This window comes from Micromonospora sp. WMMC241 (assembly GCF_027460165.1).
GTDB classification, from domain to species: domain Bacteria; phylum Actinomycetota; class Actinomycetes; order Mycobacteriales; family Micromonosporaceae; genus Micromonospora; species Micromonospora humi.
The window spans coordinates 595,669-620,490 of sequence record NZ_JAPZBF010000001.1; the positions used below are offsets into that span (position 1 = coordinate 595,669).

The 24,822-nt window shown below is 69.1% G+C and carries 38 protein-coding genes; 37 read left to right on the forward strand and 1 reads right to left on the reverse strand.

Going from position 1 to position 24,822, the window contains the following annotated elements:
- Position 1 precedes the first annotated feature (1 nt).
- From rpsG to truA, 36 genes are all read left to right on the forward strand, one after another.
- On the forward strand, positions 2-472 hold the full coding sequence (gene rpsG, locus O7598_RS02915; protein WP_091065767.1) for a 30S ribosomal protein S7: 471 nt from the start codon (positions 2-4) through the stop codon (positions 470-472).
- Between the two features lie 77 nt (positions 473-549).
- On the forward strand, positions 550-2,646 hold the full coding sequence (gene fusA, locus O7598_RS02920; RefSeq protein WP_091065770.1) for an elongation factor G: 2,097 nt from the start codon (positions 550-552) through the stop codon (positions 2,644-2,646).
- A gap of 224 nt (positions 2,647-2,870) precedes the next feature.
- The gene (gene tuf / locus O7598_RS02925; RefSeq protein WP_091426406.1) at positions 2,871-4,064 is read left to right on the forward strand and encodes an elongation factor Tu; all 1,194 of its coding nucleotides are present in this window, start codon (positions 2,871-2,873) and stop codon (positions 4,062-4,064) included.
- A gap of 355 nt (positions 4,065-4,419) precedes the next feature.
- The gene (gene rpsJ, locus O7598_RS02930; protein ID WP_007073037.1) at positions 4,420-4,728 is read left to right on the forward strand and encodes a 30S ribosomal protein S10; all 309 of its coding nucleotides are present in this window, start codon (positions 4,420-4,422) and stop codon (positions 4,726-4,728) included.
- Between the two features lie 11 nt (positions 4,729-4,739).
- The gene (gene rplC / locus O7598_RS02935) at positions 4,740-5,405 is read left to right on the forward strand and encodes a 50S ribosomal protein L3 (protein WP_091065776.1); all 666 of its coding nucleotides are present in this window, start codon (positions 4,740-4,742) and stop codon (positions 5,403-5,405) included.
- The gene (rplD, locus tag O7598_RS02940) at positions 5,402-6,067 is read left to right on the forward strand and encodes a 50S ribosomal protein L4 (RefSeq protein ID WP_269689905.1); all 666 of its coding nucleotides are present in this window, start codon (positions 5,402-5,404) and stop codon (positions 6,065-6,067) included. Before rplC ends, rplD begins: the two co-directional genes overlap by 4 nt.
- Positions 6,064-6,366, forward strand: a complete 303-nt coding sequence (gene rplW, locus O7598_RS02945) for a 50S ribosomal protein L23 (protein ID WP_013288632.1) — start codon at positions 6,064-6,066, stop codon at positions 6,364-6,366. The genes rplD and rplW overlap by 4 nt, the downstream gene beginning before the upstream one ends.
- Before the next feature lie 12 nt (positions 6,367-6,378).
- The gene (gene rplB, locus O7598_RS02950) at positions 6,379-7,218 is read left to right on the forward strand and encodes a 50S ribosomal protein L2 (protein WP_091065788.1); all 840 of its coding nucleotides are present in this window, start codon (positions 6,379-6,381) and stop codon (positions 7,216-7,218) included.
- Between the two features lie 12 nt (positions 7,219-7,230).
- Positions 7,231-7,512, forward strand: a complete 282-nt coding sequence (gene rpsS, locus O7598_RS02955; protein WP_007073032.1) for a 30S ribosomal protein S19 — start codon at positions 7,231-7,233, stop codon at positions 7,510-7,512.
- A gap of 40 nt (positions 7,513-7,552) precedes the next feature.
- The gene (rplV, locus tag O7598_RS02960; protein ID WP_091065791.1) at positions 7,553-8,008 is read left to right on the forward strand and encodes a 50S ribosomal protein L22; all 456 of its coding nucleotides are present in this window, start codon (positions 7,553-7,555) and stop codon (positions 8,006-8,008) included.
- Positions 8,008-8,886, forward strand: a complete 879-nt coding sequence (gene rpsC / locus O7598_RS02965; RefSeq protein WP_269689907.1) for a 30S ribosomal protein S3 — start codon at positions 8,008-8,010, stop codon at positions 8,884-8,886. Before rplV ends, rpsC begins: the two co-directional genes overlap by 1 nt.
- 3 nt (positions 8,887-8,889) lie before the next feature.
- On the forward strand, positions 8,890-9,315 hold the full coding sequence (gene rplP, locus O7598_RS02970; RefSeq protein WP_007465292.1) for a 50S ribosomal protein L16: 426 nt from the start codon (positions 8,890-8,892) through the stop codon (positions 9,313-9,315).
- Positions 9,315-9,551, forward strand: coding sequence for a 50S ribosomal protein L29 (gene rpmC / locus O7598_RS02975; protein ID WP_091065796.1), 237 nt, complete (start codon positions 9,315-9,317; stop codon positions 9,549-9,551). Before rplP ends, rpmC begins: the two co-directional genes overlap by 1 nt.
- Entirely contained in the window at positions 9,548-9,826 is a 279-nt protein-coding gene (gene rpsQ / locus O7598_RS02980) for a 30S ribosomal protein S17 (RefSeq protein ID WP_269689908.1), read from the forward strand. Before rpmC ends, rpsQ begins: the two co-directional genes overlap by 4 nt.
- 97 nt (positions 9,827-9,923) lie before the next feature.
- A complete protein-coding gene (rplN, locus tag O7598_RS02985; RefSeq protein WP_007465279.1) occupies positions 9,924-10,292 on the forward strand; it encodes a 50S ribosomal protein L14 in 369 nt (122 codons plus the stop codon).
- Complete coding sequence (gene rplX, locus O7598_RS02990) at positions 10,289-10,609, forward strand: 50S ribosomal protein L24 (RefSeq protein WP_018217055.1); 321 nt, start codon at positions 10,289-10,291, stop codon at positions 10,607-10,609. The genes rplN and rplX overlap by 4 nt, the downstream gene beginning before the upstream one ends.
- Entirely contained in the window at positions 10,609-11,178 is a 570-nt protein-coding gene (rplE, locus tag O7598_RS02995) for a 50S ribosomal protein L5 (RefSeq protein WP_091065804.1), read from the forward strand. The genes rplX and rplE overlap by 1 nt, the downstream gene beginning before the upstream one ends.
- A 1-nt stretch (position 11,179) precedes the next feature.
- On the forward strand, positions 11,180-11,365 hold the full coding sequence (locus O7598_RS03000; protein ID WP_007073023.1) for a type Z 30S ribosomal protein S14: 186 nt from the start codon (positions 11,180-11,182) through the stop codon (positions 11,363-11,365).
- 98 nt (positions 11,366-11,463) lie between these two features.
- Positions 11,464-11,871 (forward strand): 30S ribosomal protein S8, encoded by a 408-nt coding sequence (gene rpsH / locus O7598_RS03005; protein ID WP_091065808.1) that lies wholly within the window; start codon positions 11,464-11,466, stop codon positions 11,869-11,871.
- A gap of 16 nt (positions 11,872-11,887) precedes the next feature.
- Positions 11,888-12,430 carry a 50S ribosomal protein L6 gene (rplF, locus tag O7598_RS03010; RefSeq protein ID WP_269689909.1) on the forward strand — a complete coding sequence of 181 codons (543 nt, stop codon included), beginning with the start codon at positions 11,888-11,890 and terminating at the stop codon, positions 12,428-12,430.
- Positions 12,427-12,816 (forward strand): 50S ribosomal protein L18, encoded by a 390-nt coding sequence (gene rplR / locus O7598_RS03015; RefSeq protein ID WP_091065815.1) that lies wholly within the window; start codon positions 12,427-12,429, stop codon positions 12,814-12,816. Before rplF ends, rplR begins: the two co-directional genes overlap by 4 nt.
- A gap of 33 nt (positions 12,817-12,849) precedes the next feature.
- Positions 12,850-13,464 carry a 30S ribosomal protein S5 gene (gene rpsE / locus O7598_RS03020; protein ID WP_013288621.1) on the forward strand — a complete coding sequence of 205 codons (615 nt, stop codon included), beginning with the start codon at positions 12,850-12,852 and terminating at the stop codon, positions 13,462-13,464.
- On the forward strand, positions 13,464-13,646 hold the full coding sequence (rpmD, locus tag O7598_RS03025) for a 50S ribosomal protein L30 (protein ID WP_091065818.1): 183 nt from the start codon (positions 13,464-13,466) through the stop codon (positions 13,644-13,646). Before rpsE ends, rpmD begins: the two co-directional genes overlap by 1 nt.
- Positions 13,646-14,089, forward strand: coding sequence for a 50S ribosomal protein L15 (gene rplO / locus O7598_RS03030; protein ID WP_091065821.1), 444 nt, complete (start codon positions 13,646-13,648; stop codon positions 14,087-14,089). Before rpmD ends, rplO begins: the two co-directional genes overlap by 1 nt.
- 235 nt (positions 14,090-14,324) lie before the next feature.
- Positions 14,325-15,650, forward strand: coding sequence for a preprotein translocase subunit SecY (gene secY / locus O7598_RS03035; RefSeq protein WP_269689910.1), 1,326 nt, complete (start codon positions 14,325-14,327; stop codon positions 15,648-15,650).
- Positions 15,651-16,304 carry an adenylate kinase gene (locus O7598_RS03040; protein ID WP_269689911.1) on the forward strand — a complete coding sequence of 218 codons (654 nt, stop codon included), beginning with the start codon at positions 15,651-15,653 and terminating at the stop codon, positions 16,302-16,304.
- Positions 16,305-16,386: 82 nt separating this feature from the next.
- Positions 16,387-17,238: a type I methionyl aminopeptidase gene (map, locus tag O7598_RS03045; protein WP_269689912.1), complete on the forward strand. Its 852-nt coding sequence runs from the start codon at positions 16,387-16,389 to the stop codon at positions 17,236-17,238.
- A gap of 211 nt (positions 17,239-17,449) precedes the next feature.
- Positions 17,450-17,983: a DUF1707 SHOCT-like domain-containing protein gene (locus tag O7598_RS03050; RefSeq protein WP_269694716.1), complete on the forward strand. Its 534-nt coding sequence runs from the start codon at positions 17,450-17,452 to the stop codon at positions 17,981-17,983.
- Positions 17,984-18,215: 232 nt separating this feature from the next.
- Positions 18,216-18,437, forward strand: a complete 222-nt coding sequence (gene infA, locus O7598_RS03055; RefSeq protein WP_007073013.1) for a translation initiation factor IF-1 — start codon at positions 18,216-18,218, stop codon at positions 18,435-18,437.
- Between the two features lie 88 nt (positions 18,438-18,525).
- Entirely contained in the window at positions 18,526-18,639 is a 114-nt protein-coding gene (rpmJ, locus tag O7598_RS03060) for a 50S ribosomal protein L36 (protein ID WP_012184307.1), read from the forward strand.
- Between the two features lie 152 nt (positions 18,640-18,791).
- Positions 18,792-19,172: a 30S ribosomal protein S13 gene (rpsM, locus tag O7598_RS03065; RefSeq protein ID WP_013288614.1), complete on the forward strand. Its 381-nt coding sequence runs from the start codon at positions 18,792-18,794 to the stop codon at positions 19,170-19,172.
- An 18-nt stretch (positions 19,173-19,190) separates the two neighbouring features.
- Positions 19,191-19,598 (forward strand): 30S ribosomal protein S11, encoded by a 408-nt coding sequence (gene rpsK / locus O7598_RS03070; RefSeq protein ID WP_014440747.1) that lies wholly within the window; start codon positions 19,191-19,193, stop codon positions 19,596-19,598.
- Positions 19,599-19,612: 14 nt separating this feature from the next.
- Positions 19,613-20,239 (forward strand): 30S ribosomal protein S4, encoded by a 627-nt coding sequence (gene rpsD, locus O7598_RS03075; RefSeq protein WP_091065834.1) that lies wholly within the window; start codon positions 19,613-19,615, stop codon positions 20,237-20,239.
- A gap of 95 nt (positions 20,240-20,334) precedes the next feature.
- Entirely contained in the window at positions 20,335-21,357 is a 1,023-nt protein-coding gene (locus tag O7598_RS03080; protein WP_007073009.1) for a DNA-directed RNA polymerase subunit alpha, read from the forward strand.
- 34 nt (positions 21,358-21,391) lie between these two features.
- Positions 21,392-21,952: a 50S ribosomal protein L17 gene (gene rplQ / locus O7598_RS03085; protein WP_269689913.1), complete on the forward strand. Its 561-nt coding sequence runs from the start codon at positions 21,392-21,394 to the stop codon at positions 21,950-21,952.
- 74 nt (positions 21,953-22,026) lie between these two features.
- Positions 22,027-22,863, forward strand: a complete 837-nt coding sequence (gene truA, locus O7598_RS03090) for a tRNA pseudouridine(38-40) synthase TruA (protein WP_269689914.1) — start codon at positions 22,027-22,029, stop codon at positions 22,861-22,863.
- Between the two features lie 69 nt (positions 22,864-22,932).
- Here truA and O7598_RS03095 read toward each other — a convergent pair whose 3' ends face one another.
- A complete protein-coding gene (locus tag O7598_RS03095) occupies positions 22,933-24,081 on the reverse strand; it encodes a hypothetical protein (protein ID WP_269689915.1) in 1,149 nt (382 codons plus the stop codon).
- Between the two features lie 125 nt (positions 24,082-24,206).
- On the opposite strand from O7598_RS03095, the gene O7598_RS03100 reads away from it, so the two are divergent.
- On the forward strand, positions 24,207-24,812 hold the full coding sequence (locus O7598_RS03100; protein WP_269689916.1) for a class I SAM-dependent methyltransferase: 606 nt from the start codon (positions 24,207-24,209) through the stop codon (positions 24,810-24,812).
- Positions 24,813-24,822 lie beyond the last annotated feature (10 nt).

The following is a 24,822-nucleotide window of genomic DNA, read 5'->3' on the forward strand; positions in this document are numbered from 1 at the left end:
CATGCCGCGTAAGGGACCCGCTCCGCGGAATCCGCTGGTCGCTGACCCGGTGTACAACTCGCCGCTGGTCACCCAGCTGGTGAACAAGATCCTGCTGCGCGGCAAGCGTCAGCTCGCCGAGCGCATCGTGTACGCCGCCCTGGAGGGCTGCCGCGAGAAGTCCGGCACCGACCCCGTCGTCACGCTCAAGCGGGCGATGGACAACGTGAAGCCGACGCTCGAGGTCCGCAGCCGCCGGGTCGGTGGCGCCACCTACCAGGTTCCGGTCGAGGTCCGGCCGGCCCGCGCGACCACGCTCGGTCTGCGCTGGCTGGTGACCTACTCCCGGGCGCGCCGCGAGAAGACCATGATCGAGCGGCTGATGAACGAGCTGCTGGACGCGAGCAACGGCCTCGGTGCCGCCGTCAAGCGGCGCGAGGACACGCACAAGATGGCCGAGTCCAACAAGGCCTTCGCGCACTACCGCTGGTAACACCTGAGGTTCCGGCGCCCACCAGGCGCCGGAACCAACCACCAGTTGTGTCGAGACGACGATAAGTAGGGATTGAAGTGGCCGCCGCAGACGCGCTCGCCAACGTACGCAACATCGGCATCATGGCGCACATCGATGCCGGTAAGACCACGACCACCGAGCGAATCCTCTTCTACACCGGCATCACGTACAAGATCGGCGAGGTCCACGAGGGCGCCGCCGTCATGGACTGGATGGAGCAGGAGCAGGAGCGCGGTATCACGATCACTTCCGCCGCCACGAAGTGCGAGTGGAAGGGCCACACGATCCAGATCATCGACACGCCCGGCCACGTCGACTTCACGGTCGAGGTGGAGCGGTCGTTGCGTGTTCTGGACGGTGCGGTCGCGGTGTACGACGGCGTGGCCGGTGTGGAGCCCCAGACGGAGAACGTCTGGCGCCAGGCGGACAAGTACAACGTCCCCCGGATGTGCTTCGTCAACAAGCTCGACCGGACCGGCGCCGACTTCTTCCGCTGCGTGCAGATGATGATCGACCGGCTCAACGCCACCCCGCTGGTGCTCCAGATCCCGATCGGTCTCGAGGGCGACCACATCGGCGTCGTCGACCTGATCGGCATGCGCGCCCTCACCTGGCGCGGGGAGACCCAGAAGGGTGAGGACTACGCGATCGAGGAGATCCCGGCCGAGCTGGCCGACTCCGCGGCCGAGTGGCGCGAGAAGCTGATGGAGACCCTGGCCGACGTCGACGACGCGGTGATGGAGAAGTACCTGGAGGGCGAGGAGATCTCCGTCGAGGAGATCAAGGCCGCCATCCGTCGTGCCACCATCGCGGGCAAGGCCAACCCGGTGCTCTGCGGTTCGGCGTTCAAGAACAAGGGCGTGCAGCCCATGCTCGACGCCGTCATCGACTTCCTGCCGTCGCCGCTGGACGTTCCGGCGATCGAGGGTACGGCCACCGACGGCGAGACGCCGATGCTGCGGAAGCCGTCGAAGTCGGAGCCGTTCTCCGGCCTGGCGTTCAAGATCCAGACCGACAAGCACCTCGGCAAGCTCACCTACGTCCGGGTCTACTCCGGTGTGGTCGAGACCGGCACCCAGGTGGTCAACTCCACCAAGGACCGCAAGGAGCGCATCGGCAAGATCTACCAGATGCACGCCAACAAGCGGGAAGAGCGTGGCTCGGCCCAGGCCGGCGACATCATCGCGGTGCAGGGTCTGAAGCAGACCACCACCGGCGACACGCTCTGCGACTCGGCGAACCCGGTCATCCTGGAGTCGATGACCTTCCCGGAGCCGGTCATCGAGGTCGCGATCGAGCCGAAGACCAAGGCCGACCAGGAGAAGCTCAGCACCGCCATCCAGCGGCTGGCCGAGGAGGACCCGACCTTCCGCGTCAAGCTGGACGACCAGACCGGTCAGACGGTCATCTCCGGCATGGGCGAGCTGCACCTGGACATCCTGGTCGACCGGATGCGCCGCGAGTTCAACGTCGAGGCGAACATCGGTAAGCCGCAGGTGGCGTACCGCGAGACCATCCGCCGCAAGGTGGAGAAGATCGAGTACACCCACAAGAAGCAGACCGGTGGCTCCGGCCAGTACGCCCGCGTCATCGTGAGCGTCGAGCCGCTGCCCATGGGCAACGACTCGCCGACCTACGAGTTCGCGAACGCCGTCACCGGTGGCCGCATCCCCCGGGAGTTCATCCCGTCGGTGGACGCCGGCGCCCAGGACGCCATGCAGTACGGCATTCTCGCCGGCTTCCCGCTGGTGGGTGTCAAGCTGACGCTGCTGGACGGCCAGTACCACGAGGTCGACTCGTCGGAGATGGCATTCAAGATCGCCGGCTCGATGGTGATGAAGGAGGCGGCCCGCAAGGCCGACCCCGCACTGCTCGAGCCGATGATGGCTGTTGAGGTCACCACTCCTGAGGAGAACATGGGTGACGTCATCGGCGACCTCAACTCCCGTCGGGGCATCATCCAGGCGATGGAGGAGCGCAGCGGCGCTCGCGTCGTCCGGGCTCTGGTGCCGCTGTCGGAGATGTTCGGCTACGTCGGCGACCTGCGGTCGAAGACCCAGGGCCGGGCTAGCTACAGCATGCAGTTCGACTCCTACGCCGAAGTGCCGCAGAGCGTGGCGAAGGAGATCATCGCCAAGGCGACGGGTGAGTGACGCTCACCCGTAGCTGACCCGGTGATCCGGGGCCGGCCGCGGGAGGGATATCCCGCCCGCGGCCACCTCGGTCGGGTTGTGTGAATCCGGGCCTGTAGGCTTCATCGCCGCAGAACCCACAAAGGCTATCCGGCCGTCAGGCCGGAAAGGCTGTCGACAGAGTCCTACGCGCCGACCGGCGCACCGGGGCGAACGAACCAAGAAAGTCCACCAGGAGGACACCAGTGGCGAAGGCGAAGTTCGAGCGGACTAAGCCGCACGTCAACATCGGCACCATTGGTCACATCGACCACGGTAAGACGACGCTGACGGCGGCCATCACGAAGGTCCTGCACGACCAGTACCCGGACCTGAACCCGTACACGCCGTTCGACGAGATCGACAAGGCGCCGGAGGAGAAGGCCCGCGGCATCACGATCTCGATCGCGCACGTCGAGTACCAGACCGAGGCGCGTCACTACGCGCACGTCGACTGCCCCGGTCACGCCGACTACATCAAGAACATGATCACCGGTGCCGCGCAGATGGACGGCGCGATCCTGGTGGTGGCGGCGACCGACGGCCCGATGCCGCAGACCCGCGAGCACGTGCTGCTGGCCCGTCAGGTCGGTGTGCCGTACATCGTCGTGGCGCTCAACAAGAGCGACATGGTCGACGACGAGGAGCTCCTGGAGCTCGTCGAGCTCGAGGTCCGCGAGCTGCTCTCCTCGCAGGAGTACCCGGGTGACGACCTGCCGGTCGTCCAGGTCTCCGCGCTGAAGGCGCTCGAGGGCGACCCGGTCTGGACCGAGAAGCTGCTGGAGCTGATGAGCGCGGTCGACACCGCGATCCCGCAGCCGGAGCGCGAGACCGAGAAGCCGTTCCTCATGCCCGTCGAGGACGTGTTCACGATCACCGGTCGTGGCACCGTCGTCACCGGTCGTGTCGAGCGTGGCGTGCTGCTCCCGAACGAGGACGTCGAGGTCGTCGGCATCCGCGAGAAGGGCTTCAAGACCAAGGTCACCGCGATCGAGATGTTCCGGAAGACCCTGGACGACGCCCGCGCAGGCGAGAACGTCGGCCTGCTGCTGCGTGGCACCAAGCGCGAGGACGTCGAGCGCGGCATGGTCGTCATCAAGCCGGGCACCACGACCCCGCACACGGAGTTCGAGGCGACGGTCTACATCCTCTCCAAGGAGGAGGGTGGCCGCCACACCCCGTTCTTCCAGAACTACCGTCCGCAGTTCTACTTCCGGACCACGGACGTCACCGGCGTCGTCACGCTGCCCGAGGGCACCGAGATGGTCATGCCGGGCGACAACACCTCGATGTCGGTGAAGCTGATCCAGCCCATCGCCATGGAGGACAACCTGAAGTTCGCGATTCGCGAGGGTGGTCGTACGGTCGGCGCGGGTCGCGTCACCAAGATCATCAAGTGAGCTGGGTAACCCCGATTAGCGTTGCCGCCGGTCGTGCGGCATACTAGTCAGGTTGCGTAACGACGGTCGGTCACCTGCGTCCGGTTGAGGCTGGACCTCCGGGAGTCAGATCGTTTCGCGTGGGGTGGTTGATCGCCATCGGCGGTCAACCACCCTCGCGCGGCGTCCAGGTCGCGGTATCCGCGATCGGCGTCATGACCCACCGCGCGGTCAGAGAATCGCTCCGGAGCCTCGGGGCGGAGCCTGGTCCACGGGCGCGACACGCCCGACCGCGGGGGTCGGCGAAGTGGGGCCTGCACCAGCCGGTACAGGTGCCCGCAAGACAGCGGCATCGAGAGAAGGAACAGAAGCCACCATGGCGGGACAGAAGATCCGCATCCGGCTCAAGGCCTATGACCACGAGGTCGTCGACTCGTCGGCTCGGAAGATCGTCGAGACGGTGACGCGTACCGGGGCGCAGGTCGCGGGCCCGGTGCCGCTGCCCACGGAGATCAACCGTTTCTGCGTCATCCGCTCGCCGCACAAGTACAAGGACTCGCGCGAGCACTTCGAGATGCGCACGCACAAGCGTCTGATCGACATCATCGACCCGACCCCGAAGACGGTCGACTCGCTCATGCGCCTCGACCTGCCGGCTGGCGTCGACATCGAGATCAAGCTGTAGGGATCGATCAAATGGACAGGCAAGTCAAGGGGATCCTGGGCGCCAAGCTCGGCATGACCCAGGTCTGGGACAACAACAAGGTTGTCCCCGTGACCGTGGTCGAGGCCGGCCCGTGCGTCGTGAGCCAGGTCCGTAGCGCCGACAAGGACGGCTACTCCGCCGTTCAGCTCGCCTACGGAGCCATCGACCCGCGCAAGGTCAAGAAGCCGGTCGCCGGGCACTACGCCAAGGCGGACGTCGCGCCGCGCCGGCACATCGTCGAGCTGCGCACCGCCGACGCCGCGGACTACGCGCCGGGCCAGGAGGTCACCGTCGGCGAGTTCCCGGTCGGCGCCGTGATCGACGTGACCGGCAAGACCAAGGGCAAGGGCTACGCCGGCCCGATGAAGCGGCACGGCTTCCACGGTCTGCGCGCCAGCCACGGTGTCGAGCGCAAGCACCGCTCGCCCGGCTCGATCGGCGCCTGCGCGACCCCGGGTCGCGTCTTCAAGGGCACCCGGATGGCGGGCCGGATGGGTGGCGTGCGCTACACCGTCCAGAACCTGACCGTCCAGGCGGTCGACACCGAGAACAACCTCCTGCTCGTCCGCGGTGCCATCCCTGGCCCGAAGGGCGCGCTGGTCCTGGTCCGCACCGCGGCCAAGGCGAAGGTGAAGAAGGGCGGTGTGGCCAAGTGACCACCGTTGACGTCCTCAACGTCGAAGGCGGCAAGAGCGGCTCCGTCGAGCTGCCGGCCGACATCTTCGACGTGCAGGCGAACATCGCGCTGATGCACCAGGTCGTGGTGGCTCAGCTCGCGGCGGCCCGGCAGGGTACGCACAAGACCAAGAGCCGCGGCGAGGTCTCCGGCGGTGGCCGGAAGCCCTACAAGCAGAAGGGCACCGGTCGTGCCCGCCAGGGCTCGACCCGCGCGCCGCAGTTCGCCGGCGGTGGCGTGGTCCACGGCCCGGTGCCGCGCGACTACAGCCAGCGGACCCCGAAGAAGATGAAGGCCGCCGCCCTGCGTGGCGCCCTCTCCGACCGGGCCCGCGCCGGCCAGGTGCACGTCGTCGAGGCGTTCGTCTCGGGCGAGCAGCCGTCGACCAAGGCGGCCCTGGCCACGCTGACCAAGCTGACCAGCGCCCGTCGGGTCCTGGTCGTGCTGAGCAGCACCGACGAGCTGAACTGGGTGTCGCTGCGGAACCTGCGCAACGCGCGGGACAGCCGGGTGCACCTGATCGAGGCCGGCCAGCTCAACACCTACGACGTGCTGGTGGCCGACGACGTGGTCTTCACCAAGGAGGCCCTGGACGAGTTCCTGGGCGTGCCAGCCGAGACCACCGAGGAGGGTGGCAAGTGAGCACGATCGCCGATCCGCGTGACGTCATCGTCGCGCCGGTCGTCTCGGAGAAGAGCTACAGCGAGCTGAACCGGAACTGGTACACCTTCCTGGTGCACCCGGACGCGAACAAGACCGAGATCAAGATCGCTATCCAGCAGATCTTCAACGTCCGCGTCCTGACGGTCAACACGCTCAACCGCGAGGGCAAGCGCAAGCGGACCCGCACCGGGTTCGGCAAGCGCAAGGACACCAAGCGCGCGATGGTGAAGCTGGCTGACGGTGACCGTATCGAGGCCTTCGGCGGCCCGGTCAGCTGAGGGGTGTAGACAATGGCTATCCGTAAGTACAAGCCGACGACGCCGGGCCGACGCGGTTCGAGCGTCGCCGACTTCGCCGAGATCACCCGGTCCACGCCGGAGAAGTCGCTGCTGGCTCCGCTGCCGAAGAAGGGCGGACGCAACGCCCACGGCCGGATCACCACCCGGCACCACGGTGGCGGTCACAAGCGGCAGTACCGTCTGATCGACTTCAAGCGGGTCGACAAGGACGGCGTGCCGGCGAAGGTCGCCCACATCGAGTACGACCCGAACCGCACCGCGCGCATCGCGCTGCTGCACTACGCCGACGGCGAGAAGCGCTACATCCTCGCGCCGAAGGACCTGAAGCAGGGCGACCGCGTCGAGTCCGGTCCGGGCGCCGACATCAAGCCGGGCAACAACCTGCCGCTGCGCAACATCCCGGTGGGTACCACCATCCACAACGTGGAGCTGCGTCCGGGCGGCGGCGCCAAGCTGGCCCGCTCGGCCGGCGTCGGCATCCAGCTGCTCGGCCGTGAGGGCGCGTACGCGACCCTGCGTATGCCGTCCGGCGAGATCCGGCGGGTCGACGTGCGCTGCCGCGCCAGCGTCGGCGAGATCGGCAACGCCGACCAGTCGAACATCAACTGGGGCAAGGCCGGCCGCATGCGCTGGAAGGGCAAGCGCCCGACCGTCCGTGGTGTCGCCATGAACCCGGTCGACCACCCGCACGGTGGTGGTGAGGGTAAGACCTCCGGTGGTCGCCACCCGGTCAACCCGCAGGGTAAGCCCGAGGGCCGCACCCGTCGTAAGGGCCAGCCGAGCGACCGGCTGATCGTCCGCCGCCGTTACGCCACGCGTAAGCGCGGCTGAGGGAGATAAGACATGCCTCGCAGCCTGAAGAAGGGCCCGTTCGTCGACGACCACCTGCTCAAGAAGGTGGAGACGCAGAACGACAAGGGCTCGAAGAACGTGATCAAGACCTGGTCGCGGCGCTCGACGATCATCCCGGAGATGCTGGGTCACACGATCGCCGTGCACGACGGACGCAAGCACGTCCCGGTCTTCGTGACCGAGGCCATGGTCGGGCACAAGCTCGGCGAGTTCGCGCTGACCCGCACGTTCAAGGGTCACGAGAAGGACGACCGGAAGAGCCGCCGGCGCTGACGCCGCGGGCATACGGATAGAGGAACAAGGGGTTACAGCGATGCCAGGAAAGGGCGACGCTCCGGTGCTTCCGGGCGCGCGGGCGGTTGCGCGGCACGTGCGCATCTCGCCGATGAAGGCGCGCCGGGTGGTCAACCTCGTCCGCGGCCTGCCCGCGAAGGAGGCGCTCACGGTGCTGCAGTTCGCGCCGCAGGCTGCGAGCGAGCAGGTGTACAAGGTGCTCGCTAGCGCGATCGCCAACGCGGAGAACAACGAGCGGCTGGACCCCGACGCGCTGCTCGTCAGCGAGGCGTTCGTCGACGAGGGCCCGACGATGAAGCGGTTCCGGCCGCGGGCGCAGGGCCGGGCGTACCGGATCCGCAAGCGGACGTGCCACATCACCGTGGCGGTCGAGGCGGTGGCTCCGGCCGCGCCGAGGAAGTCGGCCAAGAAGGCCGCTCCGGCCAAGCAGGCCGAGCCGGCGCAGGCGCAGAGCACGACGGAGGGTGCCGAGTAATGGGTCAGAAGGTTCACCCCACTGGGTTCCGGCTCGGCATCTCGACCGACTGGAAGTCCCGCTGGTTCGCGGACAAGCTCTACAAGGACTACATCGGCGAGGATGTCAAGATCCGCCGGATGATGTCCAAGGGCCTCGAGCGCGCCGGCATCTCCAAGGTCGACATCGAGCGCACCCGGGACCGGGTCCGCGTCGACATCCACACCGCCCGGCCGGGCATCGTCATCGGCCGTAAGGGTGCGGAGGCCGACCGGATCCGCGGCGAGCTGGAGAAGCTCACCGGCAAGCAGGTCCAGCTGAACATCATCGAGGTGAAGAGCCCCGAGGCCGACGCTCAGCTGGTCGCCCAGGGCGTCGCCGAGCAGCTGTCCAGCCGGGTCAGCTTCCGTCGGGCCATGCGCAAGTCGATGCAGTCCGCGATGAAGAACCCGGCCTGCAAGGGCATCCGGGTTCAGGTCTCGGGCCGTCTCGGCGGCGCCGAGATGAGCCGGACCGAGTTCTACCGCGAGGGCCGCGTCCCGCTGCACACGCTGCGGGCCAACATCGAGTACGGCTTCTTCGAGGCCCGTACCACCTTCGGCCGGATCGGCGTGAAGGTCTGGATCTACAAGGGCGACGCCGTCCCGGGTCGCGAGACCCCGGCCGAGACCGCCCCGTCGCGCGGCCCGCGCCGCGACCGTGGCGACCGGCCGGAGCGGCCGCGTCGTGGCCGGTCGGGCTCGTCGGGTACGACCGCCGGCGGTACCGAGGCCGGCCGGGCTGCCGCGACCACCATCGCGCAGCAGGCGGAGACGCCGGCCGGTGAGCCGGTCGACGCCGGAGCCGTGGCCGCGGCCGCGGCTACGACCCAGCCGGCAGAACAGCAGCAGGAGGGCTGACAGATGCTGATGCCGCGCAAGCCCCCGAAGGGCTTCCGCAAGCCGCACCACCCGGACCGCAGTGGCGCGTCCAAGGGTGGTAACCGGGTGGTGTTCGGCGAGTTCGGGATCCAGGCTCTCGAGCCGGCGTACGTGACCAACCGCCAGATCGAGTCGGCACGTATCGCGATGACCCGTCACATCAAGCGTGGCGGCAAGGTCTGGATCACGATCTTCCCGGACCAGGCGCTTACCAAGAAGCCGGCCGAGACCCGGATGGGTTCCGGTAAGGGTTCTCCCGAGTGGTGGGTCGCCAACGTGAAGCCGGGGCGGGTCCTCTTCGAGATGTCCTTCCCCAACGAGCAGATCGCGCGAGAGGCGATGCGTCGCGCGATCCACAAGCTCCCGATGAAGTGCCGCATTGTTACGCGCGAAGTGGGTGAATCCTGATGGCAGCGGGCGTCAAGGCCTCCGAGCTGCGTGAGCTCTCCGAGGAGGAGCTGGTCACGAAGCTGCGTGAGGCGAAGGCGGAGCTGTTCAACCTCCGCGTACAGGGCGCGACCGGGCAGCTGGACAACAACCGGCGGCTGCAGGTCATCCGTCGGGAGATCGCCCGGATCTACACGATCATGCGTGAGCGTGAGTTGGGTCTCTCGACCGCGCCGACTGAGGTGACTGCATCATGAGTGACGAGAACGCCACCGCCACCGTGCGGGCCCGCCGTAAGGTCCGTGAGGGCCTCGTGGTGAGCGACAAGATGGACAAGACCGTCGTGGTCGAGGTCGAGGACCGGGTCAAGCACGCGCTGTACGGCAAGATCATGCGCCGTACGCGCAAGCTGAAGGTGCACGACGAGCAGAACTCGGCCGGCACCGGTGACCGGGTCGTGATTATGGAGACCCGGCCGCTCTCCGCCACCAAGCGGTGGCGGCTCGTGGAGATCCTCGAGAAGGCCAAGTAGCGAAGGCTCGAGCTCGGCCGGTATCGGTCGGGCGCAGGTTCCGCCAGGCTCCGGCCGCCCCCGGCGGCCGGAGAACCGGCAGACATAGGAGATAGACGTGATTCAGCAGGAGTCGCGACTGCGCGTCGCCGACAACACGGGTGCCCGGGAGATCCTGTGCATCCGGGTTCTCGGTGGCTCCGGTCGGCGCTACGCGAGCATCGGCGACGTCATCGTGGCCACGGTCAAGGACGCGATCCCCGGTGCCGGCGTGAAGAAGGGCGACGTCGTCAAGGCCGTCGTCGTTCGGACCGCCAAGGAGAGGCGGCGGCCGGACGGGTCGTACATCCGCTTCGACGAGAACGCCGCCGTCATCATCAAGGACGGCGGGGACCCGCGCGGCACCCGCATCTTCGGCCCGGTGGGCCGCGAGCTGCGGGACAAGCGGTTCATGAAGATCATCTCTCTCGCGCCGGAGGTGTTGTGACCGTGAAGGTCAAGAAGGGCGACACGGTCGTCGTCATCGCCGGCAAGGACAAGGGTGCCAAGGGCAAGGTCATCGCGGCCTACCCGCGGCAGGACAAGGTCCTGGTCGAGGGCGTGAACCGGGTCAAGAAGCACACTCGCATCAGCACCACCCAGCGTGGCGCCAAGACCGGTGGCATCGTCACCCAGGAAGCCCCGATCCACGTCTCGAACGTGATGGTCGTGGACTCCGACGGCAAGCCGACCCGCGTCGGCTACCGGATCGACGACAACGGCCAGAAGGTCCGCATCGCGCGTAGCACCGGTAAGGACCTGTGATGACCACGGCTACCGAAACGAAGACCCTGCCGCGTCTCAAGGAGCGGTACCGCAACGAGGTCGTGGCGAAGCTGCAGGAGCAGTACGCCTACGGCAACCCCATGCAGGTGCCCGGTCTGGTCAAGATCGTGGTCAACATGGGTGTCGGCGAGGCCGCTCGGGACGCCAAGCTGATCGACGGCGCCGTCCGCGACCTGGCCACGATCACCGGTCAGAAGCCGCTGGTCCGGCGGGCCACCAAGTCCATCGCGCAGTTCAAGCTCCGCGAGGGCATGCCGATCGGCGCGAAGGTCACCCTGCGGGGCGACCGGATGTGGGAGTTCCTGGACCGGCTGCTGTCCATCGCGCTGCCGCGTATCCGCGACTTCCGCGGTCTGGACGGGCGCAAGCTCGACGGGCACGGCAACTACACGTTCGGTCTGACCGAGCAGTCGGTGTTCCACGAGATCGACCAGGACAAGATCGATCGCCAGCGGGGCATGGACATCACGGTGGTCACGACCGCCACGACCGACGACGAGGGCCGGGCGCTGCTCAAGCTCCTGGGCTTCCCGTTCAAGGAGAACTGAGATGGCCAAGAAGGCGCTGATCCTCAAGGCGGCCGCGAAGCCGAAGTTCTCGGTTCGCGCGTACACCCGCTGCCAGCGGTGCGGGCGTCCGAAGGCGGTCTACCGCAAGTTCGGTCTCTGCCGGGTGTGCATCCGGGAGATGGCCCACCGCGGTGAGCTGCCCGGCGTGTCCAAGGCTTCCTGGTAATAGCCAGGCGCGCTCCGGCGCGTCAGCTGAACTGTCTCTTCGCCGTAGGCCCCGGGCCTGGCCCGGGGAACCCCGGCGAGAAAGGTTGACGAGTTTTCATGACGATGACCGACCCGATCGCAGACATGCTCACGCGTCTGCGTAACGCCAACCAGGCGTACCACGACCGGGTGACGATGCCCTACTCGAAGATCAAGGCGAACATCGCCGAGGTCCTCAAGGCCGAGGGTTACATCGCCGCCTGGTCGGTCGAGGACCCCGAGGAGGGTGCCGTCGGCAAGCGACTGGTCGTCGAGCTGAAGTACGGCCAGAGCCGCGAGCGGAGCCTGGCCGGCATCAAGCGCGTGTCCAAGCCCGGTCTCCGGGTGTACGCCAAGTCGGACGGGCTCCCGCGGGTGCTCGGCGGGCTGGGCGTGGCGATCATTTCGACGTCCCAGGGGCTGCTCACCGACCGGCAGGCCCGCAAGCGGAGTGTTGGCGGGGAAGTCCTCGCCTTCGTCTGGTAACGGGAGACTGGTAGAAATGTCGCGTATTGGACGTAAGTCGATCCCGGTGCCATCCGGCGTCGACATCACGATCGACGGCCAGACCGTCAAGGTCAAGGGCCCCAAGGGCGAGCTGAGCCACGTGCTGGCCGAGCCGATCACGGCGGAGCGCAGCGACAACGGCGAGCTGCTCGTGAACCGGCCCAACGACGAGCGCAAGGCCAAGGAACTGCACGGCCTGAGCCGTACCCTGGTGGCGAACATGATCGTCGGGGTGACCGAGGGCTACCGCAAGAGCCTGGAGATCGCCGGCACCGGTTACCGCGTGACCGCCAAGGGCAAGGACCTGGAGTTCGCGCTCGGGTTCTCGCACCCGGTCGTGGTGCAGGCGCCGGAGGGCATCACCTTCACGGTCGAGCGGCCCACGCTGTTCCACGTGGCCGGCATCGACAAGCAGCAGGTCGGCGAGATCGCCGCCAACATCCGGAAGATCCGCCCGCCGGAGCCCTACAAGGGCAAGGGCGTGAAGTACCAGGGCGAGGTCATCCGCCGCAAGGCTGGAAAGGCAGGTAAGAAGTGAGCGCCACGCTGCTCAAGCGCCGCCGCGGCGTTGCCGCCAAGCGTGCCGTCGGGCGTGCGCGTCGGCACTTCCGGGTCCGCAAGAACGTCAGCGGCACCGGCGAGCGTCCCCGCCTCGTCGTCACCCGTTCCCTGCGGCACATGGTCGCCCAGGTCGTCGACGACACCAAGGGTCACACCCTGGCGTCGGCCTCGACCATGGACGCCTCGCTGCGCGGCTCCGAGGGCGACAAGAGCGCCCTGGCCGGCAAGGTCGGCGCCCTGCTCGCCGAGCGTGCCAAGGCCGCCGGCGTCTCGAAGGTCGTCTTCGACCGCGGTGGCAACCGGTACGCGGGGCGGGTCGCCGCGCTTGCCGACGCCGCCCGCGAAGCCGGGCTCGAGTTCTAGAAACCCCGTCACGAGAGAGAAGGAAGGCTGCTGATGCCAGGTCAACAGCGCCGTGGCGGCGGGTCCGGTGGCAACGAGGGTGGTCGCCGCGACAACCGCCGTGAGGGCGGCCGCGGAAACGCGCCCGTCGAGAAGACCCCGCACCTCGAGCGGGTCGTCGCGATCAACCGCGTCGCCAAGGTCGTGAAGGGTGGTCGTCGCTTCAGCTTCACCGCCCTCGTGATCGTGGGCGACGGCGACGGCACCGTCGGCGTGGGCTACGGAAAGGCCAAGGAGGTGCCCGCGGCGATCGCCAAGGGTGTCGAGGAGGCCAAGAAGCACTTCTTCAAGGTGCCGCGGATCGGTCAGTCGATCCCGCACCCGGTCACGGGCGAGGACGCCGCCGGTGTGGTGCTGCTCAAGCCGGCCTCGGCCGGTACGGGCGTCATCGCCGGTGGCCCGGTGCGTGCCGTGCTGGAGTGCGCGGGCATCCACGACGTGCTCTCCAAGAGCCTCGGCTCGTCCAACCCGATCAACATCGTGCACGCCACCGTGGCGGCCCTGAAGGGGCTCGAGTCCCCCGAGCAGGTCGCGGCGCGTCGTGGCCTGCCGGTGGAGGACGTCGCGCCGGCCGCCATGCTGGCGTCGCGTGCGGGGGTGGCGTCCTGATGGCACGTCTGAAGGTCACCCAGGTCCGGTCCGGGATCGGGCGCAAGCAGAACCAGCGTGACTCGCTGCGTTCGCTCGGGCTCAAGCGGATCAACGACGTGGTGGTCAAGGAGGACCGGCCGGAGATCCGTGGCATGATCTTCACGGTCAACCACCTCGTGAAGGTCGAGGAGGTCGAGTAATGACGATCAAGGTGCACCACCTGCGCCCGGCGCCCGGAGCCAAGACCGACAAGACCCGTGTGGGTCGCGGTGAGGGCTCGAAGGGCAAGACCGCCGGTCGCGGTACCAAGGGTTCGAAGGCCCGGAAGAACATCTCGGCGGCGTTCGAGGGTGGGCAGATGCCCATCCACATGCGCCTGCCGAAGATGAAGGGCTTCAAGAACAAGTTCAAGGTCGTGTTCCAGGTGGTCAACCTGGACCGGCTGGCGGAGCTCTTCCCGAACGGCGGCCAGGTCGGCCCGGTCGAGCTGGTCGAGTCCGGCGCGGTCCGCAAGGGCCACCCGGTCAAGGTGCTCGGCACCGGCGACCTCGGCGGTGTCTCCCTCCAGGTGTCGGCGCACGCGTTCAGCGCGTCGGCCAAGGAGAAGATCACCGCGGCCGGCGGCTCGGTCACCGAGCTGTAAGGCATGTTCGTGGCGCCCGCTCAGTTGTTCGCAACTGGGCGGGCGTCATGGTCTACCGGCCACGTGTGCGCCGGGTAACATCGGATTCGTTTTATGTAGCCGGGCACATCTGCCCGGACCGGGATCGGACTGTTAGAGTCCGTTGCCAGCCATGGATACCGGGCACTGGGCCCGGCATCCACCCCGCCCCGCCAGGGATCGTCACCGGCGGCCCGCGTCGCGCAGGAGGAAGAAGTTGCTGTCCGCCTTTCTCAGTGCGTTCCGTACGCCTGACCTGCGCAAGAAGCTGCTGTTCACAGTAGGCATCATCGCGGTCTACCGGCTGGGCGCCACGCTGCCCAGCCCGGGCGTCTCGTACGGCAACGTGCAGAAGTGCCTCGACACCATCCAGGGCAGCACCGGCGTGCTCAACCTGCTGGATCTCTTCTCCGGTGGCGCGCTGCTCCAGCTCTCGGTCTTCGCGCTGGGCATCATGCCCTACATCACCGCGTCGATCATCCTGCAGCTGCTGACGGTGGTGATCCCGCGCCTGGAGCAGCTCCGCAAGGAGGGCCAGGCCGGTCAGGCGAAGATCACCCAGTACACCCGCTACCTCACGCTGGGCCTGGGCATCCTCCAGTCCTCCGCGTTCGTGGCGCTGGCCCGCTCCGGGCAGCTGTTCAACAACCAGTGCGACCAGTTCCCGATCGTGCCCCGGGGCACCGGCATCCCGGACTGGCTCACCCTCGGCATCCTGGTCCTGACCATGACCGCCGGCACCGGCATGGTGATGTGGCTCGGCGAGCTGATCACCGACCGGGGCGTCGGCAACGGCATGTCCGTGCTGATCTTCACCTCGATCGCGGCCCGGCTCCCCAGCGAGGGCTGGAAGATCAAGACCACCAAGGGCTGGGGGATGTTCCTCCTCGTCATCGCCCTGGTGCTGCTGGTCATCACCGCGGTCACCTTCATCGAGCAGGCGCAGCGGCGGATCCCGGTCCAGTACGCGAAGCGCATGATCGGCCGGCGGATGTACGGCGGCACGTCGACCTACATCCCGCTCAAGGTGAACCAGGCCGGCGTCATCCCGGTCATCTTCGCCTCGTCGCTGCTCTACCTGCCGACGCTCGCGCTCCAGTTCTTCGACCAGAACGACCCGGGCAAGACCCAGGCCTGGATCCAGAACCACATCGTGAAGGCGAGCGCGCCGGAGCACATCGCGATCTACTTCCTGCTGATCATCTTCTTCACGTACTTCTACGTGTCGATCACGTTCAACCCGACCGAGGTCGCGGACAACATGAAGAAGTACGGCGGCTTCGTGCCGGGCATCCGCCCCGGCAAGCCGACCGCCGAGTACCTCGACTTCATCCTCAGCCGGATCACCCTGCCGGGCGCGCTCTACCTGGGCATCGTCGCGATCCTGCCGAACTTCTTCTTCATCTGGTTGGACAACCAGCAGTTCCAGAACTTCCCGTTCGGCGGCACCGCTGTGCTCATCATGGTCGGCGTCGGTCTGGAGACCGTGAAGCAGATCGAGAGCCAACTCATGCAGCGGAACTACGAAGGGTTCCTGCGGTAGATGCGACTCGTTCTGGTTGGCCCGCCGGGTGCGGGCAAGGGCACACAGGCGGAGTTCATCGCCGCTCACCTCTCGGTGCCGAAGATCTCCACCGGCGACATCTTCCGGGCCAACGTCACCCAGGGCACGCCGCTGGGGGTCGAGGCGAAGCGCTACATGGACGCCGGCAAGCTGGTCCCGGACGACGTCACCATCAACATGGTCCGGGACCGGCTCGACGAGCCGGACGCCGGTGAGGGGTTCCTGCTCGACGGCTTCCCGCGGACCACGCCGCAGGCCGCCGAGCTGGACAAGCTCCTCGCCGACCTGGGCACCGCGCTGGACCTGGTGCTGGAGCTGGTCGTCGACGACGACGAGGTGATCCGGCGCCTCTCCGGCCGGCGCACCTGCCGCGGCTGCGGCAAGATCTGGCACGTCGAGTTCGACGCCCCCAGCCGGGAGGACGTCTGCGACCGCTGCGGCGCGGAGCTGTTCCAGCGGGACGACGACAAGCCGGAGACGATCGCCGCCCGGCTCCGGGAATACTCCGAGAAGACCGCGCCGCTTGTCGACTACTACGGCGCGCAGGGCAAGCTGGTCGGCATCGACGCGGCCGGGCCGGTGGAGGACGTCACCGTCCGCGCCATCGACGCCCTGCGGTCGTACGGCGGCTGACCTCACACCGGCGGATAGAGTACGAACAGCGGGGTACGCGAGACGTGCCCCGCTGTTCCGTGTAACGAAAGGTGACGCCGTCATGCGCCGTCCCCAGCTGGACGTCCAGCTGAAGACCCCCGAGCAGATCGAGCTGATGCGGGCCGCCGGTCTGGTGGTCGCCCGCGCCCTGTCTCGGATGCGGGAGGCGGTCGCGCCCGGCGTGACGACGGCCGACCTGGACGCGATCGCCGAGACGACCATCCGGGAGGCCGGCGCCGTCCCGTCGTTCAAGGGCTACCACGGCTTCCCGGCGTCGATCTGCTCCTCGGTCAACGAGCAGGTGGTGCACGCCATCCCGTCGCCGAAGCAGGTGCTGCGCGAGGGCGACCTGATCTCGATCGACTGCGGCGCGGTGCTGAACGGCTGGCACGGCGATGCGGCGGTCACGGTGGCGGTGGGGGAGGTCGACCCGGCGCTGCTGCGGATGGCCGAGGTCGCCGAGGACGCGATGTGGGCCGGGATCGCCGCGGCGGCCCGGGGTGCCGCGTCCGGTCGGGGCCGGCTCACCGACATCTCGCACGCGGTGGAGACCGCGGTCCGCAAGGGCGGGCGGTACGGCATCGTGGACGGCTACGGCGGCCACGGCATCGGCACCGAGATGCACCAGGACCCGCACGTGCTCAACCACGGCCGCCCCGGCAAGGGTCCGCGCCTGGTGCCCGGCCTGGCGCTCGCCATCGAGCCGATGATCACCGCCGGCTCCCCGCGTACCGTCGAACTGTCCGACGGCTGGACGGTGGTGACCCGGGACCGCTCGATGGCGGTGCACGTCGAGCACTCGATGGCGCTGCTGGACGACGGGGTGTGGGTGCTGACCGCTGTCGACGGCGGTCGGGCGCGGCTCGGCGACCTGGTCACCTCCCGCCAGCCCGCGGACTCCCCGGCCCGCTGACGCCCGCGCCGGGAGTCCCTCGGCCCGGCCCGGCCCGGCCTCGGCCCGGCCTCGGCCCGGGCTGGTTGATCGACTCCAGTTCGGCGATCTGGCGGTGTCGGGCTGGGTCCGATGCCGCAACCTCGGCGAGCTGGTAGGGATCATGCGGCCATGCGTTTCCGCCCGGTGGCGGGACGGTGGCATCCTTGCGGCCATGGACGGGCAGCGGGAGATGCGGGCGGCCGACAGTGACCGGGAGGCCATCGCGGAGCGCCTCCGGGTGGCGCTGGAGGAGGGCCGCCTCGGCCTGCACGAGTACGACGAGCGACTGGGGCGGGCGTACGGGGCCAAGACCTACGGCGAGCTGGACGACCTGCTGAGCGACCTGCCCGGGGAGCGCGCGCTGCCGGCCCCCCGCGCGGCCGGGGAGAGCGTGGCGGCGCCGGTGGCCGGCCCGGCTCCGGTGGCGGCGGGCGGGGAGCGCGCCGCCTGGCTGATGGAGACCGGGGGCCCCTGGCTGAAGGTGGCCCTGATCCTGACCGCGATCTGGTTCGTCTCCGGGCTGGGTGGCGGGTTCGGGTACTACTGGCCGCTCTGGGTGCTCGGCCCGTGGGGTGCCGTGGTGCTGTTCCAGATCTGGCAGGGGCTGGCGACCGGGGAACCGGCCAGGGCGGCCGAGCGCCGCCGGCGCAAGGAGGTCGAGCGGGACGCCCGACGCCGGGCGAAGCGGGAGGACGACGCGGGCCGGGAGCTGCCGGAGGCATGACGGTCGTCACATCCACGCCCTGCGGGTGACCTGCCTGCCGGTCGGTTTGGCGGCAGCGCTTCGCGCGGCGTACACTTTCAGATCGGCGCACAGCGTCCACTCCGCCATGCCCACCCTGCGCTTCGGTGGGAGTCGGAGCCGCGGCTGGCGCGGGCTTCCTGATCTTGATCGGGTGGCCCGTGTAAGACGTTGTGGGCCGTCCGGAGCAACCGACGTCAGGACAGCGGAGTACATGCCGAAAAAAGACGGAGCCATCGAGATCGAGGGTCGGGTCATCGAGCCCCTGCCGAACGCCATGTTCCGGGTGGAGCTCGCGAACGGCCACAAGGTGCTCGCGCACATCAGCGGCAAGATGCGGCAGCACTACATCCGCATCCTGCCGGAGGACCGGGTCGTCGTCGAACTGTCGCCGTACGACCTGACCCGCGGGCGCATCGTCTACCGCTACAAGTAAGCCTGACGGCGGCCGGGACGTCCCGTGTCCGTCTTCGACGTCCGGGTCGCGCTTGCGCGCTCCGGGCCAGATGGGAAGTAAGGCAACCGTGAAGGTCAAGCCGAGCGTCAAGAGGATCTGCAACAAGTGCCGGGTTATCCGCCGGCACGGCCGGGTCATGGTCATCTGCACCGACCCGCGCCACAAGCAGCGCCAGGGCTGACGCCCCACATCACCAAGCTCGTCCCAGCCGCGGACGGTGCGCGTCACGCGTACCCCTCGTGGTTGACCCCCGGTCGGAGGCCGGGGCCCGCTCGGGCAGCGGGGTGGGACGGGTCCACACCTCCGCCACAGACATGAGGAGTACGCCCGCACATGGCACGTCTAGTCGGCGTGGATCTCCCCCGCGAAAAGCGGATGGAGATCGCGCTCACCTACATCTTCGGGGTCGGTCGCACCCGCGCCCTGGAGACGCTCGCCGCGACCGGCATCTCGCCGGACAAGCGCGTTCGGGACCTCACGGACGAGGAGCTCGTCGAGCTCCGGAACCACATCGAGGGCAACTACAAGGTTGAAGGCGACCTGCGCCGCGAGGTCGCCGCTGACATCCGCCGCAAGGTCGAGATCGGCTGCTACGCCGGCATCCGGCACCGTCGCGGTCTGCCCGTGCGTGGACAGCGCACCAAGACCAACGCGCGGACCCGGAAGGGCCCGAAGCGGACCGTGGCCGGCAAGAAGAAGCCCGGCAAGAAGTAATAGGAGCGCAGAAGACTTATGCCACCGAAGGCTCGTGCCGGAGCCGCCGTCAAGAAGGTCCGGCGCAAGGAACGCAAGAACGTCGCCCACGGGCAGGCGCACATCAAGAGCACCTTCAACAACACCATCGTGTCCATCACGGACCCGACCGGTGCGGTCATCTCCTGGGCCTCCTCCGGCCAGGTGGGCTTCAAGGGCTCCCGCAAGTCGACCCCGTTCGCCGCGCAGCTGGCCGCCGAGGCCGCCGCGCGTCGGGCCATGGAGCACGGCATGCGCAAGGTCGACGTGTTCGTCAAGGGTCCCGGCTCCGGCCGGGAGACCGCCATCCGTTCGCTGCAGGCCGCCGGTCTCGAGGTCGGACAGATTTCCGACGTCACGCCGCAGCCGCACAACGGGTGCCGTCCGCCGAAGCGTCGCCGGGTCTGAGAGGTTAGAGAGAGATGGCTCGTTACACCGGTGCTGACTGCCGCCGTTGCCGGCGGGAGAAGATGAAGCTGTTCCTCAAGGGCAGCAAGTGCGATGGCCCGAAGTGCCCGTTCGAGTCCCGGCCGTTCCCGCCCGGGCAGCACGGCCGCGGCCGCACGAAGGAGACGGAGTACCTGCTCCAGCTCCGTGAGAAGCAGAAGGCCCGCCGTGTCTACGGCGTGCTGGAGAAGCAGTTCCGCGGCTACTACGAAGAGGCCGTGGGCAAGAAGGCCAAGACGGGTGAGGTTCTGCTGCAGATCCTCGAGTCGCGGCTGGACAACGTGGTCTACCGGGCCGGCTACGCCAAGTCCCGGGACATGGCCCGTCAGCTGGTCAAGCACGGTCACTTCACGGTGAACGGCAAGAAGGTCGACATCCCGTCGTACCGCGTCAAGGAGCACGACATCGTCGAGGTCCGGGGCAAGAGCAAGGAGCTCACCCCGTTCATCGTCGCGCAGGCCGAGGCCGGCTCCAAGACCGTTCCGGCGTGGCTCGAGGCCATCCCCAGCCAGATGAAGGTCCTCGTGCACTCGCTCCCGGCCCGCCAGGTGATCGACACCCAGGTCCAGGAGCAGCTGATCGTCGAGCTCTACTCCAAGTAAGGGCTCGTTGCGGTGGCCCGTCCTCCGGGGCGGGCCACCGGAACAGTTGTGTCGTGGGCGTCAAATAGCGGGCGCCCCGGAAGAGAAGAGAAAAGATGCTCATCAGCCAGCGACCGTCTCTCTCCGAAGAGTCGATCAACGAGACCCGGTCCCGGTTCACCATCGAGCCGCTGGAGCCCGGCTTCGGCTACACGCTCGGCAACTCGCTGCGGCGTACCTTGCTGTCGTCCATCCCCGGTGCGGCGGTCACCTCGATCAAGATCGACGGTGTCCTGCACGAGTTCACCACGATCCCCGGGGTCAAGGAGGACGTGGTCGAGCTCGTCATGAACATCAAGGAGCTGTGCGTCAGCTCCGAGCACGACGAGCCGGTCAGCATGTACCTGCGCAAGCAGGGCCCGGGCGACGTGACCGCCGGCGACATCCAGCCCCCGGCCGGTGTCTCGGTGCACAACCCGGACCTGAAGCTCGCGACCCTCAACGGCAAGGGCCGGCTCGACATGGAGCTGACCGTCGAGCGGGGCCGGGGCTACGTCACCGCTGCGCAGAACAAGCAGGCGGGCGCCGAGATCGGCCGGATCCCGGTCGACTCGATCTACTCGCCCGTGCTCAAGGTGACGTACCGCGTCGAGGCGACCCGCGTCGAGCAGCGGACCGACTTCGACCGGCTGATCATCGACGTCGAGACCAAGCCGTCGATGGGCCCGCGTACCGCGCTGGCCTCCGCCGGCTCGACGCTCGTGGAGCTGTTCGGGCTCGCCCGTGAGCTGGACGAGACCGCCGAGGGCATCGACATCGGGCCGTCCCCGCAGGACGCCCAGCTGGCCGCGGACCTGGCTCTGCCGATCGAGGAGCTGGACCTCACCGTCCGCTCCTACAACTGCCTCAAGCGCGAGGGCATCAACTCCGTTGGTGAGCTGATCGGGCGTACCGAGGCCGACCTTCTCGACATCCGCAACTTCGGTCAGAAGTCGATCGACGAGGTCAAGATGAAGCTCGCCGGGATGGGCCTGGGGCTGAAGGACTCGGCTCCGAACTTCGACCCGGCGCACGTCGTGGACGCCTTCGGCGAGGCCGACTACGACACCGACGACTACCGCGAGACCGAGCAGCTCTAGTCCGCGCTGCCGCCACACCTGAGGAGCACCAAGCATGCCCACGCCCACCAAGGGCCCCCGCCTCGGCGGCAGCCCCGCGCACGAGCGGCTGATGCTGGCCAACCTGGCCACCGCGCTGTTCCAGCACGGCAAGATCAAGACCACCGAGACGAAGGCCCGGCGGCTCCGTCCGCTGGCCGAGCAGCTCATCACCAAGGCCAAGCGCGGCGACCTCGCCTCGCGCCGGCGGGTGGCGGGCGTCGTCAAGGACAAGGACGTGGTCTACTCCCTGTTCGACCAGATCGCGCCCCGGTACGCCAACCGCAACGGTGGCTACACCCGGATCGTGAAGACCGGTCCGCGCAAGGGTGACAACGCTCCGATGGCGGTCATCGAGCTGGTGGAGGAGCTTCAGGTCGCCGAGCCGAAGGCGAACAAGAAGACCGCCGCCCGCAAGGCCGCCCAGCAGGACAAGGTCGAGGCCCTGGCCCCGGCCGAGGAGGCCCCGAAGTCGACCGCCGGTGACCAGGACGCCGAGGCGCCCGTCTCCGCGTCGGGCGACACCGCCGCCGCACGTGAGGACAGCGACGAGGCCACCGAGAACGACAAGGCCTGATCGCAGGCAGCATCGTCGGGCCCGGCATCCCCTCGCGGGGTGCCGGGCCCGACGCCGTCAACGGGAGGTACGAGGTGGACGACGAGCGGACCCGGCTGCGGCTGGACGTCTCGTACGACGGCACCGACTTCTCCGGCTGGGCCCCCCAGCCCACCCGACGCACGGTGGCCGGGGTGCTCATGGAGACGCTGGATCTCGTCCTCGGCGCGGGCACTGTCACCGGCCTGACCGTGGCCGGTCGCACCGACGCCGGGGTGCACGCCACCGGGCAGGTCTGCCACCTCGACCTGCCGGCCGCTGTGTGGCGCGCGTACGAGGGGCGGCTCCTGCGCCGGCTGGCCCGGCTGCTGCCCACGGATGTCCGGGTACGCGCGATGACCGAGGTGCCGGCCGACTTCGACGCCCGGTTCTCGGCCACCTTCCGCCGCTACGAGTACCGGGTCACCGACGCGCCCTGGGGCGCCGAGCCGCTGCGCCGGCGGGACACCCTGGCCTGGCCGAAGCCGCTGGACCTGGTCGCGATGAACGAGGCCGCGGCCGGCCTGGTCGGCGAGCACGACTTCGCCGCGTACTGCCGTCGCAAGGAGAACGCCACCACGCTGCGCGAAGTGACCCGGCTGGACTGGCGCCGCGACCCGGACGGGATCCTGGTGGCCACCGTGCGGGCCGACGCGTTCTGCCAGAACATGGTGCGCAGCCTGGTCGGCGCCATGCTGGTCGCCGGCGACGGTCGCCGGCCGGTGACCTGGCCGGCGAGCCTCCTGACCCGTCGGGAACGGTCCAGCGAGGTGACCGTGGCCCCGGCGCACGGCCTCGCCCTGGTCGAGGTCGGCTACCCGGTCGACCCGGCCGACTACGCCCGCCGCGCCGACCTCACCCGCCGGCTGCGGGTGCCGGTCGCCGAGGGCTGAGCGGGGCCGTACCCGGGCACGGCGACGGCCCGCCACCCCGCTGCGGTGACGGGCCGTCGCCGGTCCGGATCAGTCGTCGGTGCTCTGTTGGCCGGCGCTGTCGTCGGTCGGGCCGCCGCTGGGTTGTCCGGCCGTCCCGCCGGATGCCCGGCGGTCCAGCACGCCCCGGTTCAGGTGCAGCTCGACCAGGTCGTACATGATCTCGCGGGCGCGTGCGTCGTCGGTCGGGATCCGCTCCCCGTCGGCGCGGGTGACCAGGCAGAAGGCGATGTAGTGCCCGCGTACCTGCCAGCCGACCCGGGCGGCGGCCTTCTCCACCACCTCGGTGTCGTCGTCGCCCGTCGCCAGGCCGCGGAACCGTCCCTGCCGGTCGTCCAGCAGCGGGCGGATCCGGTCGCGTACCCGTTGGGCGCTGGCCAGGTCGGTGAGGTTGAACAGGCCGGCGGTGAGCAGGTGGTCGCCGTCGGGGGAGCGGAGCGTGCCCCGGACGACCTGGTTGCACCCGAGCCGGACCAGCAGGTCGGCGATCTCTCCGGTGGCCGCGACCGCGCAGTTCGCACTCGCCTGGGTCTTGAGCACCCGGTAGGCGGGCTTGCCGTCGGTGATCACCAGCTGCTTGCCGGGGAAGAGTTCCTTGACGGTGACGGACGTCTGGTCGGTGTCCCGGGAGTCCAGGTCGGACCGGCCCGGCGGGTCCGTGTCCGCCGCTGTGGGCTGCGCGGTGGGCTGGCTCGCCGGGGGCGTGGCGGCCCGCTCGTCGAGCAGCGCCGCGACGGCCAGGCCGGTGAGGGAGAGCAGGAGCAGTACGGCCGCGCCGCCGATCAGCGTCTGCCAGACGCGGCCGCCGCGACGGTCGGCGCGCCGGCTGCGGGGCAGTTCGGACACGTCGGTGGCGCGGAACGTCGGGCTGGCCGGGATCGGCACGGTGGGCCGCGTCGACGCGGCGGGCACGGGCTGCGGCGTGGGCGGCAGCGGCTGCGGCACCGGCGAGGGTTCCCCGGGCGGCGCGGGTGGACCCGGCGCCGGCGCGGGCGCGGGCGGCGCGGGAGCAGGCGCCCGGGCGTCGTCGAGGGCCGGCCGGGTGGCCCGGGCCGGCGGCAGCGACGGCGTCGGGAAGCGGGAGGGCGACGGACCTGCCGGAGGCGGCGTCGCGGCCGCGGGCCCGGGCTCCGGGTACTCCAGGAAGGCGTCCTCATCGGACTCGTACCGGTACACCATGTGGGATAGAGTAAGACCGATTGTCCCTTTCGAGGGCAATATTGGGAAATTCCGGCAGAGTGGCGTCCGCCCCTGCCCGCCGTACCGTCGCCCGGCCCGCCGCCCGGCGGTGCGAGAATGCCGGCGTGACCGGCGACCACTACTTCACCGCTGAACCCTCGACCCCGGCCCGGCCGCGCGAGGTCGAGTTCTCCGTCGCCGGGCGCGACTACGCGCTCAGCTCGGCCGGCGGAGTGTTCTCCGCCGACCGGCTCGACCCCGGCACCGCGGTGCTGCTGCGCAAGGCCGACCTGCCGGGCGCCGACGTCGCCGGCCCGCTGCTCGACATCGGGTGCGGGTTCGGCCCGATCACCTGCGTCCTGGCCACCGTCGCGCCGGCCGCCACCGTCTGGGCGGTCGACGTCAACGAACGCGCCCGCGCCCTCACCGCCGCCAACGCCGACCGGATCGGCGCCGCCGACCGGGTCCGGGCCGTCGCGCCGGACGACCTGCCGGCGGACGTCACGTTCGCCCAGATCTGGTCGAACCCGCCGATCCACATCGGCAAGGCCGAGCTGCACGACCTGCTGCTGCGCTGGCTGCCCCGGCTCACCCCGGACGGCGTGGCCTGGCTCGTCGTCGCCCGTCACCTCGGCGGCGACTCGCTGCACCGCTGGCTCGTCGAGCAGGGCTGGCAGGTCGAGCGGCACGCCAGCCAGAAGGGCTACCGGGTGCTGCGCGTCACCCGGTAATCCGGTGTCG

Bases quoted from the DNA above. Each gene is read 5' to 3' on its own strand.
- rpsG (WP_091065767.1), top strand. From the start codon at position 2: ATGCCGCGTAAGGGACCCGCTCCGCGGAATCCGCTGGTCGCTGACCCG.
- rpsJ (WP_007073037.1), top strand. From the start codon at position 4,420: ATGGCGGGACAGAAGATCCGCATCCGGCTCAAGGCCTATGACCACGAG.
- rplC (WP_091065776.1), top strand. From the start codon at position 4,740: ATGGACAGGCAAGTCAAGGGGATCCTGGGCGCCAAGCTCGGCATGACC.
- rplB (WP_091065788.1), top strand. From the start codon at position 6,379: ATGGCTATCCGTAAGTACAAGCCGACGACGCCGGGCCGACGCGGTTCG.
- rpsS (WP_007073032.1), top strand. From the start codon at position 7,231: ATGCCTCGCAGCCTGAAGAAGGGCCCGTTCGTCGACGACCACCTGCTC.
- rplV (WP_091065791.1), top strand. From the start codon at position 7,553: ATGCCAGGAAAGGGCGACGCTCCGGTGCTTCCGGGCGCGCGGGCGGTT.
- rpsC (WP_269689907.1), top strand. From the start codon at position 8,008: ATGGGTCAGAAGGTTCACCCCACTGGGTTCCGGCTCGGCATCTCGACC.
- rplP (WP_007465292.1), top strand. From the start codon at position 8,890: ATGCTGATGCCGCGCAAGCCCCCGAAGGGCTTCCGCAAGCCGCACCAC.
- rpmC (WP_091065796.1), top strand. From the start codon at position 9,315: ATGGCAGCGGGCGTCAAGGCCTCCGAGCTGCGTGAGCTCTCCGAGGAG.
- rpsQ (WP_269689908.1), top strand. From the start codon at position 9,548: ATGAGTGACGAGAACGCCACCGCCACCGTGCGGGCCCGCCGTAAGGTC.
- rplE (WP_091065804.1), top strand. From the start codon at position 10,609: ATGACCACGGCTACCGAAACGAAGACCCTGCCGCGTCTCAAGGAGCGG.
- O7598_RS03000 (WP_007073023.1), top strand. From the start codon at position 11,180: ATGGCCAAGAAGGCGCTGATCCTCAAGGCGGCCGCGAAGCCGAAGTTC.
- rpsH (WP_091065808.1), top strand. From the start codon at position 11,464: ATGACGATGACCGACCCGATCGCAGACATGCTCACGCGTCTGCGTAAC.
- rplF (WP_269689909.1), top strand. From the start codon at position 11,888: ATGTCGCGTATTGGACGTAAGTCGATCCCGGTGCCATCCGGCGTCGAC.
- rpsE (WP_013288621.1), top strand. From the start codon at position 12,850: ATGCCAGGTCAACAGCGCCGTGGCGGCGGGTCCGGTGGCAACGAGGGT.
- rpmD (WP_091065818.1), top strand. From the start codon at position 13,464: ATGGCACGTCTGAAGGTCACCCAGGTCCGGTCCGGGATCGGGCGCAAG.
- rplO (WP_091065821.1), top strand. From the start codon at position 13,646: ATGACGATCAAGGTGCACCACCTGCGCCCGGCGCCCGGAGCCAAGACC.
- O7598_RS03040 (WP_269689911.1), top strand. From the start codon at position 15,651: ATGCGACTCGTTCTGGTTGGCCCGCCGGGTGCGGGCAAGGGCACACAG.
- map (WP_269689912.1), top strand. From the start codon at position 16,387: ATGCGCCGTCCCCAGCTGGACGTCCAGCTGAAGACCCCCGAGCAGATC.
- O7598_RS03050 (WP_269694716.1), top strand. From the start codon at position 17,450: ATGCGGGCGGCCGACAGTGACCGGGAGGCCATCGCGGAGCGCCTCCGG.
- infA (WP_007073013.1), top strand. From the start codon at position 18,216: ATGCCGAAAAAAGACGGAGCCATCGAGATCGAGGGTCGGGTCATCGAG.
- rpsM (WP_013288614.1), top strand. From the start codon at position 18,792: ATGGCACGTCTAGTCGGCGTGGATCTCCCCCGCGAAAAGCGGATGGAG.
- rpsK (WP_014440747.1), top strand. From the start codon at position 19,191: ATGCCACCGAAGGCTCGTGCCGGAGCCGCCGTCAAGAAGGTCCGGCGC.
- rpsD (WP_091065834.1), top strand. From the start codon at position 19,613: ATGGCTCGTTACACCGGTGCTGACTGCCGCCGTTGCCGGCGGGAGAAG.
- O7598_RS03080 (WP_007073009.1), top strand. From the start codon at position 20,335: ATGCTCATCAGCCAGCGACCGTCTCTCTCCGAAGAGTCGATCAACGAG.
- rplQ (WP_269689913.1), top strand. From the start codon at position 21,392: ATGCCCACGCCCACCAAGGGCCCCCGCCTCGGCGGCAGCCCCGCGCAC.
- O7598_RS03095 (WP_269689915.1), bottom strand. From the start codon at position 24,081: ATGGTGTACCGGTACGAGTCCGATGAGGACGCCTTCCTGGAGTACCCG.